Origin of the sequence: Psychrobacter sp. NPDC078929, assembly GCF_050267985.1 — a bacterium.
Lineage (GTDB): Bacteria > Pseudomonadota > Gammaproteobacteria > Pseudomonadales > Moraxellaceae > Psychrobacter.
This window is the reverse complement of sequence record NZ_JBNNFX010000015.1, coordinates 15649-28544: the sequence shown is the minus strand read 5'-3', so window position 1 is coordinate 28544 and position 12896 is coordinate 15649. Positions and strand designations below refer to the sequence as shown.

The 12896-nt window shown below is 43.8% G+C and carries 11 protein-coding genes; 4 read left to right on the top strand and 7 right to left on the bottom strand.

What is annotated here, in order from left to right; all coding sequences use genetic code 11:
• Positions 1–45 precede the first annotated feature (45 nt).
• Entirely contained in the window at positions 46–348 is a 303-nt protein-coding gene (gene ureA / locus ACQKCG_RS09360) for an urease subunit gamma (protein WP_057761815.1), read from the bottom strand.
• Positions 349–466: 118 nt separating this feature from the next.
• Entirely contained in the window at positions 467–1495 is a 1029-nt protein-coding gene (locus ACQKCG_RS09355; protein WP_101205316.1) for an urease accessory protein UreD, read from the bottom strand.
• A 911-nt stretch (positions 1496–2406) separates the two neighbouring features.
• Between ACQKCG_RS09355 and clpP the strand changes: the two genes are divergently transcribed.
• The 3 genes from clpP to ACQKCG_RS09340 all read left to right on the top strand — a co-directional run bounded on the left by clpP (position 2407) and on the right by ACQKCG_RS09340 (position 5809).
• Positions 2407–3033, top strand: coding sequence for an ATP-dependent Clp endopeptidase proteolytic subunit ClpP (clpP, locus tag ACQKCG_RS09350; RefSeq protein ID WP_197411852.1), 627 nt, complete (start codon positions 2407–2409; stop codon positions 3031–3033).
• Between the two features lie 187 nt (positions 3034–3220).
• A complete protein-coding gene (gene clpX, locus ACQKCG_RS09345) occupies positions 3221–4495 on the top strand; it encodes an ATP-dependent Clp protease ATP-binding subunit ClpX (RefSeq protein WP_101205315.1) in 1275 nt (424 codons plus the stop codon).
• 327 nt (positions 4496–4822) lie between these two features.
• Positions 4823–5809, top strand: coding sequence for an SDR family NAD(P)-dependent oxidoreductase (locus ACQKCG_RS09340; protein WP_101205314.1), 987 nt, complete (start codon positions 4823–4825; stop codon positions 5807–5809).
• Between the two features lie 161 nt (positions 5810–5970).
• On the opposite strand, the gene ACQKCG_RS09335 is transcribed toward ACQKCG_RS09340, so the two are convergent.
• The 3 genes from ACQKCG_RS09335 to argS all read right to left on the bottom strand — a co-directional run bounded on the left by ACQKCG_RS09335 (position 5971) and on the right by argS (position 9911).
• Entirely contained in the window at positions 5971–7065 is a 1095-nt protein-coding gene (locus ACQKCG_RS09335) for a PTS transporter subunit IIC (protein WP_101205313.1), read from the bottom strand.
• Positions 7066–7190: 125 nt separating this feature from the next.
• Positions 7191–7994, bottom strand: a complete 804-nt coding sequence (locus ACQKCG_RS09330) for an SPOR domain-containing protein (protein WP_101205312.1) — start codon at positions 7992–7994, stop codon at positions 7191–7193.
• 87 nt (positions 7995–8081) lie between these two features.
• Positions 8082–9911: an arginine--tRNA ligase gene (gene argS / locus ACQKCG_RS09325; RefSeq protein WP_101205311.1), complete on the bottom strand. Its 1830-nt coding sequence runs from the start codon at positions 9909–9911 to the stop codon at positions 8082–8084.
• 378 nt (positions 9912–10289) lie between these two features.
• Here argS and ACQKCG_RS09320 point away from each other — a divergent pair, with 378 nt between their 5' ends.
• Entirely contained in the window at positions 10290–10508 is a 219-nt protein-coding gene (locus tag ACQKCG_RS09320; protein ID WP_101205310.1) for a DUF2788 domain-containing protein, read from the top strand.
• A 151-nt stretch (positions 10509–10659) separates the two neighbouring features.
• Here ACQKCG_RS09320 and ACQKCG_RS09315 read toward each other — a convergent pair whose 3' ends face one another.
• A complete protein-coding gene (locus ACQKCG_RS09315; RefSeq protein WP_101205309.1) occupies positions 10660–11787 on the bottom strand; it encodes a DUF1176 domain-containing protein in 1128 nt (375 codons plus the stop codon).
• A 34-nt stretch (positions 11788–11821) separates the two neighbouring features.
• Complete coding sequence (gene cmoB / locus ACQKCG_RS09310; RefSeq protein WP_101205308.1) at positions 11822–12868, bottom strand: tRNA 5-methoxyuridine(34)/uridine 5-oxyacetic acid(34) synthase CmoB; 1047 nt, start codon at positions 12866–12868, stop codon at positions 11822–11824.
• Between the last annotated feature and the right edge of the window lie 28 nt (positions 12869–12896).

The following is a 12896-nucleotide window of genomic DNA, read 5'->3' as shown; positions in this document are numbered from 1 at the left end:
TATTTTATAGTGAGCATTTCAGTGCTATAACAATGGTATACAGCGTTACACGATGGGATTATGTACCGTGACCAGTTTGGTGCCATCAGGAAAGGTCGCCTCGATTTGCACTTCATCGACCATCTCTGCCACCCCTTCCATGACATCATCAGCAGACAAATACGTAGCACCTTCACTCATCAGCTCGGCGACTCTTTTACCGTCTCGTGCGCCTTCCATCAGCAGCATACTGATATAAGCGATGGCTTCGGGATAATTGAGTTTAACACCGCGATTTTTGCGACGCTCAGCCACCATACCAGCCGTAAATAGCATGAGTTTGTCTTTTTCTGTTGGGGTCAGGTGCATGACAATTCCTTATTGTACTTATCATTATATTTATAGCAGATTAGAGGTTTTCAAAGCATTAAATATCGATTAAAAATAGTCGCAATATATCTTAGTTTCATTATTAAAAGTGGCCGTATTAGGTGTCCCAAATACGTGGACGACAAGGCTCAAGTTGCCACCAATGATCTCGCAAGACTTCTCTTAGCTGATAAAACGCTTCAAAACAACCTCGTACATCTGAGCCAATGTAGCGGATATTGATCGCTTGGCAATTATGAGTGCAGTAGACAGGCAGTTGTGCTTGAGCAATTACTTGTCGTAATGCTGCTACGGTATTGTCTAGATAGCGGGTTAATGACTGCTTGATAGTTGCTTGGGCTGTTTCGGTCGATTGCGTGGTTTGTGACGCGGAGAGTGCAAGATTGTCATGGACATCGATTAAGCTTGGTACTGCCCAAAACGATCCATAAATATGCTGGTTTGCTAATCCTAAATTTGAGGTAAACCAGCGATTTTGTGCTGCCTGTGCCACTCGCTCAGCAACGACAACCTTACCATCTCGGTAGATGTTCAATCCAGTATGATAATGCCCTTGCAAAAACTGCTCGTCGTAAGCTTGCCGCCCAAATACGCTAATCTCCCATGTTAGTAGACTAGAGGAATCTGTCAAATCGAAGCGACTCACTGCATGCATATTGGCTTCGTTATAAATGATACTCTCTTGCAGCAGCCATTCTAAACGGGTATGTGCTGCGAGGTTTGCCTGTACATGTTGGCTTGCATAGGCAGCTATTTCATTTTGATCCATACTTTGGTGAGTGTCGTTGGCGCCCAACGGAGCTTTATGTTTTTGGCTAACGCTGTCCTTGCCGTACCACTTACCTGCCCCTGGTGTGGTGATAACAGCGTGGCTACCACTATCTAAGTTTAGGTCTATGGTCAACGTATCGCCACCTGCGATACCGGCTGGCGGGTACAACATTAGTATGTGACAAATACCCTGCTGTACGCTTGGCTCAGGATATAGAGCACGCTGTACCATCAAGGCACCTGTATGCTTACGATGATAAAGCCGCGTTTTTGAGTTATCAGCCGTACCTTCTTTGGCCGTACTTGTACTGCTAACAGTGTCAAAGCTTAATGCTAAAGAAGAGGCCCAACTCATTTTATATACTCATTTACCAATTAAATATGTTTCAGTATTTTGTATGACAGCTATCATTTGCTATGTGTTAAGAACCCTATTGCCAATCGTTAACTACAGTACATTAGCGACAGTAATATCAGAATAATAACGGAGAAATACAGCGTACACCATTTATCGTGCCTATAGCGCACCACGATAAATAAAAGCGTCAATGTTTTTATTGATACAAGCACTGTGCCAACTCTTGATAGCAGATAGTCAAATAAAAACCTTACCAACTCAAAACTTTGATTTGTCTGTGCTTTTTCTTTTTTGGATTGGACGATAAAAATAACCGTATATTTCCAGCTATTTTCTAAACGTTTTTTGAGCCTTATCTATTTATAAAATCAGCAGATATTTGCACCAAAACGGTACATTTTGTCCATAACGGTGCATTTTTTAGCGTTATTGTTAGCGCAATACTCTCTGAGGACATTAGATAAGCAAAAATACTAAACGCATAACTATTTGCAGGCTTAGTCAGTAAGATAGGTGGATTATAGGGCTATTAATCAGGTATTCTATGTTAAAAAGTCAGGTCAGACATGATTTACGCTATTTGTATCGATACAGATACTGTCGATATCTGTACGACTTGATAATAGATAAGATAGTATTTATCTACTTCTAGACGTATTTTTAGTATCAGTTTTAATATAAGTAATGAGTCCTAGCAATATCGGAGGGTCACTTTTTCACCTATTTTATGCACAAACCAGTTTTGTAGGCTTGAATAGTGAGCGCAGCCCCCTTATAAACAACCCATTAGTCAAAAACTACTAGACAATAAAATCATTCAATCCATTTTTATTTTATACATTTATCGATAGGACTTTTCTATGACAGATTATGATCGCATCACTGCCAACCCGCATTTTGATATGCTGATGAGTGCGCACAAAGAAGTACAGACCACACAAGCGGCTTTAGTACCTATGGTGGTTGAACAGTCCTCACGCGGTGAACGCTCGTTTGATATTTTTTCACGTCTATTACGTGAGCGCGTTATCTTTTTGACCGGTCAGGTCGAAGACAACATGGCTAACCTTATCGTTGCCCAGTTGCTATTCTTAGAAGCTGAAAACCCTGACAAAGATATCCATTTGTATATCAACTCACCAGGCGGCTCAGTAAGCGCTGGCTTGGCTATTTTCGATACCATGAACTTCATCAAACCTGAAGTATCTACTATCTGTATGGGCGGTGCTTACAGCATGGGTTCATTCCTATTGGCCGCTGGTCAAAAAGGCAAGCGCTATTCACTTGCTAATGCTCGCGTTATGATTCATCAGCCTTCAGGCGGCGCGCAGGGTCAAGCAACAGATATCGAAATTAATGCTCGTGAAATCCTTAAAACTCGTGCACGTCTAAATAGTATCTTAGCTGAGCGCACTGGTCAGCCAGTAGAAAAAATCGAAAAAGACGTTGAGCGTGATTATTGGTTAGATGCACAAGAAGCCAAAGAGTATGGTTTGGTTGACGAAGTATTAGAGCGTCGCCCCGAGTCTTTGTAATCTAAGCATTAACGTGATGCCTCTTCATCGAGAGTGCAGTCATAAGACCTTTTATAGTTTATTTGCCGTACGATAAACCGTTATCAATGTCATACCTGATCTATTGGAAGGTATGACCATTGAATGAATACGATAATTGACATACTACAAATAAACTAACCAGTTTTAAATTTTAGGAGCGCCTTTTATGGCAGAAGATAATACCCCGCAGTGTTCGTTTTGCGGTAAAGCCAAAAGCGATGTACAGCAACTGATTGCTGCTGACGATGCCAATATCTGCAATGAATGTATCGAGCTATGTACTGACTTAATCGCAGACAGCGCAGAGCACGGTGATGACGATAGCGAAGTAGATACTTCTTGGGTCAATAAAAAACTACCAACGCCAAAAGAGCTGCGTGCCAAGCTTGATGAATATGTCATCGGTCAGGACGCTGCCAAAAAAGCATTGGCTGTTGCCGTCTATAACCATTACAAACGTCTAAAAGTTAGCCAGACGCTAGCCAACGACAGCAAAAAAGCCAAGATCGGCGCTGACGATGCAATGGTAGAATTGGCTAAGAGTAATATCTTGCTAATCGGTCCAACTGGTTCTGGTAAGACGCTACTTGCGCAAACCTTAGCTCGTCTATTAGATGTACCTTTTGCGATGGCTGATGCCACGACCTTAACCGAAGCTGGTTATGTTGGTGAAGACGTTGAAAACATCGTACAAAAGCTACTTCAAGCTTCTGACTATGATGTGGCCAAAGCTGAGCAAGGTATCATCTATATTGATGAAATCGACAAAATCAGTAAAAAAGGCGACAACCCATCTATCACGCGTGATGTGTCAGGTGAAGGCGTGCAGCAAGCGTTGCTAAAGCTAATCGAAGGTACTGTAGCTGCTATCCCGCCGCACGGTGGTCGTAAGCACCCACAGCAAGAGTTGATCCAAGTTGATACCAGCAACATCCTAATCATCGTTGGTGGTGCATTTGCTGGACTTGATAAAGTCATTCAGCAACGTACCGAAAAAGGCGGTATTGGTTTTAACGCCGATGTTAGCTCAAAAGACGACAGCCGTCGTAGCTCAGACTTGCTACAAGAAGTCGAGCCAGAAGATCTGATCAAGTTTGGTCTGATTCCTGAGCTGATCGGTCGTCTGCCAGTACTTGCGGCACTGCAAGAGCTAGATGAAGCAGCCTTGGTACAAATCCTGACCGAACCTAAGAACGCACTGGTAAAACAGTACAAGTACTTGTTCGATATGGAAGGTGCTGAAATTAGCTTTACCCAAGGAGCACTAGATGCCATCGCCAAAAAAGCAATGGAGCGTAAGACTGGTGCTCGTGGTCTACGTTCTATCGTAGAAAATGCGCTGCTTGAGACCATGTATGAGCTACCTTCTATGGAAAATGCTAAAACTGTAATGGTTGATGCGGACGTTATCAATGAAGGTAAAGTACCTAAAATTGCTTAAGTTATAATTGTTATAAATAGTCCGTTATCATTAGCGGACTACTAAAAAAGCGTCTGGCTAAATAAGCTCAGGCGCTTTTTTTATGCCTATTATTTAATCAAGTTATCTGTTAGATAGCTTGCCTACTAGATAACTTGCCTACTGAAAATTGGCGACATTCATTACTTCTGTCCTGAAATGACAGCAGCGTTTATCAATCGCGAGTAAGCATCAGTGCAAACCATGCTAATGTAGATAGTCTGTTTTGACCTTTATACTTTATTTCTATATACCACTATATATAGTCCTTACAACTCATATGATTAATAAGACAAAGGATTGTTTATTATGCTCAACCATGTGACCGCTATGGCGACTTCATTGCGCCAACATTTACCATTTTCTTCTAACCATGCTTCATTGGATGACTCGGACGTTGAATCCTACTATCGCAACCATGTCGCTGCTATCACAGGCGCAGGCTCTGGTATGGGGCGTGAGCTGGCCGTTCATTTAGCAAAAATGGGCTGTCACGTTGCACTATCAGACATCAATCCTGAACAACTGGCAGCGACCAAACAGTTACTTACCAATTATGATGTCAACGTCACGATGACTGTACTCGATGTGTCAGATCATAAAGCTGTAGAATCGTGGGCTGATAGCGTCATGAGCGATCATGGCAAAGTAAATTTTATCTTTAACAATGCAGGTGTCGCGCTCTACTCTACTGTCGAAGGCAGTAGTATTAGTGAGCTTGAATGGGTAATGAACATTAATTTTTGGGGCGTGGTTTACGGCACTAAGGCATTTTTACCATTAATCAAAAACAGCGTTAAACAAAGCCAGTTTGGCGAGCATGGACATATTATCAATATCTCAAGTCTGTTTGGTTTGACCGCTCAGCCATCACAGTCCGCCTACAACTCTAGTAAATTTGCCGTACGCGGCTTCACAGAGAGCTTACGCCAAGAGCTAAACATTCAGAACTGCGGAGTATCAGCGACTTGTATCCATCCAGGTGGCATCAAAACCAATATTGCCAACAGTGCGCGCGGCAATGAGAGCATCCATGATATTGGTATGAGTACTGGGCCTAAAACCATCAGAAGTTTTAATAAATTCTTAAAATTCGATGCCAATGAAGCGGCTTGGATTATCCTATATGCCGCAGCGACCAACCAACAGCGCTGCCTGATTGGTAACGATGCCAAGATGATTGATGCCATCCAACGTGTATTTCCCTCACATTATAGTCAAGTGCTGAACGACTTCCATCAACTGTCCCGCAAGCTAAAACCACGTCGTCATAAGAAGCTAAAGACGGTCAAATAATATTTTATAAACACTGCCTATTTCATGAGAAAGTGATGAATTTATATATAAAAAGCCCAGCTATAGTCGTAGCTGGGCTTTTTTAAGCATTGTTATTGCCGATTGAGGATAAGACTGAATTTTGAGACTATTGATGATATTTCAGTTCAATACTTCAAAGATTAAGGCAGCTTCATATCACCAGCGACTAACCAGCCTATACGGCGCATGATATAAGCCACCAACCCTGCAATCACCGCAGGCAGTACAAACATCAATAGAATAATCGCTGTCCACAGCTGACCAGTGCTCATAATCTCTTGTGACGCTTCAATCACCCCAAACACACCGACCAAACCAGCAGTACCCATACCCGCACCTGTCGCGGTACAAGCTAATCCAAAACCAACGGTCGCGATCGGCCCAACAATAGCGCTAGCAATGACAGCAGGTAGCAGAACGATAGGTTTTCTGAGCACATTAGGGATTTGCAGCATACTGGTACCCAAGCCTTGAGAGATAACGCCACTAACGCCATTGTCTTTAAAACTTGCAACAGCAAAACCAATCATATGCGCTGCACAGCCAACCACTGCTGCCCCGCCCGCCAAGCCACCAAGCCCAATAGCAATACAAATAGCTGCACTTGACGTTGGTAGGGTCAATAAAATACCAACCACTACAGCAATGACGATACCCATTAGCAGGGGCTGTAATTCAGTAGCGGCATGAATACCCTGGCCGATCGCAGCGACCCCTGCTACGATCGGCGGATTAAGCAGTGCGCAGACTAATAGTGCAATACCACACACAACCAATGGCACCAATAGAATATCAAGCTTCGTCTTACCAGCGACCCAAGTGCCAGTACGATAAGCAAACACAGAGGTCAGATAAGCACCAATGGGATTACCCGGCAGTGCTACAAAGGTTGCAGGCCCACCCACTTGCGGCGTAAAGAGCGTGCCTGCCATTAGTGCTTCGGAATGGGCACCAAGCATACCCGCTACGAGGCAGCTAAGCATCACTAGCGTTGGTGCTTTGAGATAGTAAGCGATACCTACCCCGATACCAGCACCCATTAATATCGAGGCAAGTTTCCCGACCGCGACCAATGCTGGCAAATCTAACCAGCCACCGATTTGCGAGATAATTAGACCTGCGATCAACGTGACAAATAGCCCGAGAGCCATACCAGTAAAAGCATCGATAAAGTATTTTTGAAAGAACGCTTTAATAATGCCTGCTTGCGGTGTTACTGAGTTAGATACGGTCATAGCCATACTCTTAATGGACGTTTAATAGGATAAAACAGCTAGAAAGATTTTGATAAAATAAAGAGATAAAAAAAGCGTCATTACGACGCTTTTTTAATAAATACAATAACTTTAAACGACTGAACCTAGCGACGCTGTTCAACGATAATAGAGTCTATACCATTGTTCTGTAGGCGCTGCTGTGCCGTCGTTACTGCTTGACGGTTATTCAAAGGACGCGAGATGACTTGATAAATTGGCAAGCCATTGCCCGTCGTGTTTTTGACCACGCGAGCATCGACACCCGCCATCAGTACTTGCGCACGGCGACGATCTGCTTCATCTGCATCACTAAAGCTATTGATCTGCAAGATATAGGTCGCTGCAGGTTTGGCAGCTTGGATGCTCGCCGTCCCTGCTGCTGCACTGTTATTGCGGGTTGTAGCGTTACTAGTAGCAGGCGGCGTACCATCATAAGTTGCATCTTCTTCAACGACAACGATATCCTCACTCGACCCAGCATTGTTAGCACCAGCAGGTTCGACAGTCGCATTTTCCGAACCACCGAAGCTGCCCGTTTCGGTACTGCCTGCATCACTATCTGGTTGAGTCACGACGACGTCTGGTTCAAACGCACCTATATCACCTATTTGATCATTATCAATGTCAGCGATATCTTCGTCAGGGATGGTTGCCATCTCTTGATTAGGTAAAATATCGTAGAACTCATAATCGCCATTGTCAGTATCAGTATCCACACGTGGCTGTACTTGGCGATCAGAATCGTTCTCAGCACTACCATCAGCGGGGCTGAAATTGAATAATGGTGAGAGGTAGATAAACACCCCAATCATAAGGGTCAATACGGCCCCAACAAACATCCACAATAAGCCTGATACGCTACTTGATTTGCGCTTTTCTGTTGCGCCTTTAGGTTTTTTGGCTAGCATGGATCTCGTTCTCCCTACTGGATTTAACTATCATCATCGAATTAATGCTATCAGCTGTCTATACTCATGTCACATATTAGAAAAGCACTACATGCTAGACGGTGCAGACAAGCCTAGCAGGCTAAGCCCATTTGCCAGTACCTGTCTAACGGCTTTGGACAGACGCAAACGTGCTTGCATTAAGTCTAGCTCATCTTGACTTGGCGTTTCACCTGACGTCAGGCTCATAGGCAAGATACGGTTGGTGTCATACCAACCATGGAACAATGCCGCCAGCTCTTTTAGGTAGTTGGTCAAGACGTGCGGCTCGTAACCAGTCGCTGCGCGAAGTAACGTCGCTGGATATCCTGCTAACAGTTTAATCAGCTCGTCTTCGTTTGGTGCACTTAGCAAATCTTGATGTGCCAAACCAACAGCATCATCTACTGCCAAATCGTAGGTTGCCAGTTTTTCTAACACGCGGCAAACGCGCGCATGAGCATACTGGATATAATACACTTGATTGTCTTTGCTTTGTGATTTGGCAAGTTCTAAATCAAAATCAACATGCACTTCAGGCTTACGCGCGACATAGTAGAATCGTGCAGCATCGTTACCGACTTCTGCACGTAGCTCACGCAAAGTCACAAACTGACCAGAACGCGAAGACATTTGTACCTTTTCAGAACCACGCCATAACGCGACAAACTGTACAAGCACCACGTCAAGGCGTTCGGCATCAATCCCAAGAGCCAATAGAGCGGCTTTTACGCGTGGGACATAACCATGGTGGTCTGCGCCCCAAACGTTAATGACTTTATCAAAGCCGCGATCAAACTTGTTTTTATGATAAGCGATGTCAGAAGCAAAATACGTCGACTGACCATTGGCACGGCGTACCACACGGTCTTTCTCATCGCCAAAATCGGTCGATTTAAACCAAATATTGCCGTCTTTTTCGTATAGGTAGCCTTTGTCATCTAGTATCTGTAGAACAGGCTCAATCTCGCTATCGATAGATCTTTCGCTAAACCAGCACTCGTAGCTCACGCCAAAGTCGTTTAAGTCGTCTTTGATATCCGCCAAAATACTGCTCAAGGCTGCGTTTAAAAATAACGCATAGCTGTCACCTAGCAAAGACTTACTATTGGCAATCAAGCCATCAATATGCGCTTCTTTATCACCTGAAACTAAGGTCTTTTCGCCGTCAGCATTAATCTCAAACTGAGCATCTTCTGGCACATCTTTGGCAACGTTTGCAAAGCTATGTACGTAGCTATCGCCATGCTGTGTTTTTAGCGTCTGGGCGATGTCACTGACATAATCACCTTGATAGGCGTTAACTGGGAAAGTTATCTCTTCACCATTTAGCTGTAGATAACGTAAATATGTACTGGTGGCCAAGATGTCCATTTGACGACCAGCATCATTTACATAATATTCACGCGTGACGTCATAGCCGATAGCTTCTAGCAGGTTAGCAACGCTCATGCCAAATGCAGCACCGCGACCGTGACCAACGTGCAGACTTGACGTTGGATTGGCAGAGACGAACTCAACTTGGACTTTTTGACCGTCAAACTGATTACTCAAGCCAAAGCGATCTTGCAATGTGAAGATATCATCCAATACGGAAAACTTAGCTTCCGAGTTTAAGAATACGTTGATAAACCCTGGTCCTGCGATTTCTACTTGGCGAATATCTTGATTGTCAGGCAATGCGCTGACGATTTTTTCAGCAAGTTGACGCGGATTGGCCTTGGCTGCTTTCGCTGCCGTTAGTGCGATATTACTGGCAAAATCACCGTGACTTAAATCTTTTGTACGGGTAATTTGACTGTTGTTTTGCCAATCGCTTGGTAGCGTACCATCTGCTTGTAGGGTTTGAATTGCATCATTAAATAGGGATGCAAGCGTATCAATTTGGGCTTGTGACATAGGAATTTGAACTCAATTAAATAAACAACAAAAACGGTGCGAATGCGAGCAATCGATAACTGCTTATTATAATAGCGGCCGACATTGCAGGGATAGAATAATGTAAAAAGATAAGTAACCTGTAAATATAACAATCTTTGCGCTTTATTGCACCATTTGCGCCAAAATTAGCACTAAAATCTTACCGTTATCGTGATTTGGGCTGACTAATATCAATGATGCAAAACTGATAAATAACTCATAACGTGAATTGTAGCGTTACTGTTGCTCAATACTGGGCAGTCGTTTATACCTGACTGCTTCCACGTTATAATAATGGTTTGTACGGCTCTTCTAAAATATAGAAGACGCGTTACTACTCTATTATAGGATTACGCCATGTTTGCTATTGCCGCCAGTACTGTCACCAGTTGGGGACTGTACGTCTTGTTGCCGATATTCATCGCTTTCTTGTTTTTTATTATGTGGGATATCTCTAAAACGTCTGAAGCTGGGCGCGCTGGTACTTTTTGGATATTCTTAGCCCTAGGCGCAGGTTCTGTTGGTTTTATCCTTAAGATAGTCATGGAAGTCGCTTTCAAAAAATGGTTAATCTAATTGGCCATTTTTATCACTATCCTTTGATATCGCTTAGGACATAAGTAGCAAAACTAAAAATGTAATGTATGGCTTGTGACTGCTGCGCTTTATAAGGTGTCAGTCATTTAAATCAAGGCTTCTTAGATCAAAGTCTTCTAAATCAAATAAGCTATTGAGCCTTAGCATCATTTTTTGTGACCTGACTCACATAAGTTGGTAGGTCCCACGCTCCGCCAGCAAAACCTCGGCACATGCCCGTACTAGACTCTTCACTCTTAGCAAACGTTTTACCATTCCACGTCCATGCAGTACGGTTCCAGCAGTCACCGATACCTCGGTCTTTGTGAGTAGCGAAAATCTCACCATCAAAATAATCATTCCCTGCTGTCGTGATAAGCGTAGGCTTGCTAGGTTTTGCATTATCAATGAGCCAATAGCCGTTACTGGAATTGTAAGCGCCTAGCCAGCAACTATGCGCGGCTAACGTATAGCTATCATCAACCGGTATAAAATCCCAACCAAGCAGCGTAGAGCCATACTCTGACATTCGCTGATATGTTTCAGTTTTTGGGTTAATCAGCTCACAGTCGCCCATCGCGTCCTTGGACCCTATAAGCTGCTCGACATTAATATCGACCCAGTTATCAATATTTTTCTGAAAATACGCCAGCTTTGATGGAGCAAGTGTTTTATTGTCTTTTGCTGAATACGCAAATGCTTTTTGAATGATTGGTTTTGGCAAAGCTACTTTAGGACGTTGACGATTTGGGTGGTTCTTACTAACCAATGCTATCGGCGTCCCTACTCGACCTTGTACATCGTCTAGTTTAAGCAATACTGCTGACATGCCTTTATCGCTAATCTGCCAGTAGTTGTCGCCTGCTCTAATTTCTATCTTAGTCACTATACGAGCATGATCAAGCAGTGCTTGAGTCTGCTTGGCTGATAAGTCGTATAGTAGACTGTCTTTTTTGTTGGCTTGCAGTACACCATAGTTTTTATTATTCAGCCAAAGCTCAGCAGGCTTCAGATCATCTAGCGGCACTTCTGAGATAAACTGAATTTGCGCTTTTGGCAGAGCTACTTTTGGCAACGCTGTGAGCAATATTGAGGCAGGCTCATCTATTAGTGCTTCACTAGCGTAACCAGCCGCTCGACAAGTCCGCGTATTATCACAAACCACTTGCCAGTCGTCTTGTACAAAGCCCCAGCCTTCGGATACAGTTCCATAACCTGCCATAGCAGGTAGCGATAGCAAGCTGATGGTAGCTACAATAAAAGTCTTCAATGTCTTCATAGTGCTTTCCTTATGTTAGCTACCACCATCAATGCTACTTTTTGGCAATCAAAGTCGCACGCATGGGAGCAGGATATCCTTCGACGGTCTTAGTAGAATCATTAGGATCTAAAAAATCTGCTAACGAATGATAGGTCATCCATTCGGTTTGTCGTTGTTCCTCAGTCGAGGTGACTGCCACATCGACGCAGCGCACGTCTAAAAACCCTGCTTTCTCTAACCAGCCAATTAATGCCGACACCGATGGCAAGAAATAGACGTTATTCATCTGCGCGTAGCGGTCGTGCGGCACCAGTACAGTATTGGCATCACCTTCAATCACCAACGTCTCAAGTACCAACTCACCACCTTTGACCAACTGTCCTTTAAGCTGTTGTAAATGCTCAAACGGTGACTGGCGATGGTACAGCACTCCCATGCTAAATACGGTATCGAACAGCTGACTGTGCTCAGGTAACGCTTCAAGCGGTACAGGGATATAATGCGTACGGTAACGGCCTGTATCACTAACGTCTGCGGCACCAACGAAATGACGAATCGCCATAAACTGATGATAAAACAAGCATGACGGATCAATGATAATAACCGTATCCGCGCCAGCCCCTGCCATGCGCCAGCCATGATAACCGGAGCCACCGCCCACATCCAATACGCGGCGACCGTCCAATCTACTTAAATGCGGCGCAACACGTTTCCATTTCCAATCACTATGCCACTCAGTATCGATCTTAATACCTGACTCATCATCGCCGATTTGACCGCCAATCTGAAATGGGCCTTTACGCCACGGCATCAACTGCTTTAATAGTGCTGTTGTTTGTTTGCGCTGAGACTCATTTAGATTTGCCTCAATCGTCAATGTATCGCTGTTTAGATCGACGTTATTGACAGCTAAGTTTGGCAAACGAGCAACTGACGCTTGGTAGGCAGGCGCATGCGCATAGTTAGCTTTGTCTTTTATATCACCTAGCCATGTTGGTAATCGTTTGAGCCATTCATAAGCGTTTGGCTGCTGCTGTGCCAACTCTAGTAGAGTTAGATATAATTCGCGTTCGGCGTTGATGATAGTGTCGTTGAGCATAAAAGCAGGTTACCGTATTGATTAAGAA

Excerpts from the sequence above, each read along its gene's own strand:
- ACQKCG_RS09330 (WP_101205312.1), bottom strand. The coding sequence starts at position 7,994 with ATGCTAGCCAAAAAACCTAAAGGCGCAACAGAAAAGCGCAAATCAAGT.
- argS (WP_101205311.1), bottom strand. The coding sequence starts at position 9,911 with ATGTCACAAGCCCAAATTGATACGCTTGCATCCCTATTTAATGATGCA.
- ACQKCG_RS09335 (WP_101205313.1), bottom strand. The coding sequence starts at position 7,065 with ATGACCGTATCTAACTCAGTAACACCGCAAGCAGGCATTATTAAAGCG.
- cmoB (WP_101205308.1), bottom strand. The coding sequence starts at position 12,868 with ATGCTCAACGACACTATCATCAACGCCGAACGCGAATTATATCTAACT.
- ACQKCG_RS09315 (WP_101205309.1), bottom strand. The coding sequence starts at position 11,787 with ATGAAGACATTGAAGACTTTTATTGTAGCTACCATCAGCTTGCTATCG.
- ACQKCG_RS09320 (WP_101205310.1), top strand. The coding sequence starts at position 10,290 with ATGTTTGCTATTGCCGCCAGTACTGTCACCAGTTGGGGACTGTACGTC.
- ACQKCG_RS09340 (WP_101205314.1), top strand. The coding sequence starts at position 4,823 with ATGCTCAACCATGTGACCGCTATGGCGACTTCATTGCGCCAACATTTA.
- clpP (WP_197411852.1), top strand. The coding sequence starts at position 2,407 with ATGAGTGCGCACAAAGAAGTACAGACCACACAAGCGGCTTTAGTACCT.
- clpX (WP_101205315.1), top strand. The coding sequence starts at position 3,221 with ATGGCAGAAGATAATACCCCGCAGTGTTCGTTTTGCGGTAAAGCCAAA.
- ACQKCG_RS09355 (WP_101205316.1), bottom strand. The coding sequence starts at position 1,495 with ATGAGTTGGGCCTCTTCTTTAGCATTAAGCTTTGACACTGTTAGCAGT.
- ureA (WP_057761815.1), bottom strand. The coding sequence starts at position 348 with ATGCACCTGACCCCAACAGAAAAAGACAAACTCATGCTATTTACGGCT.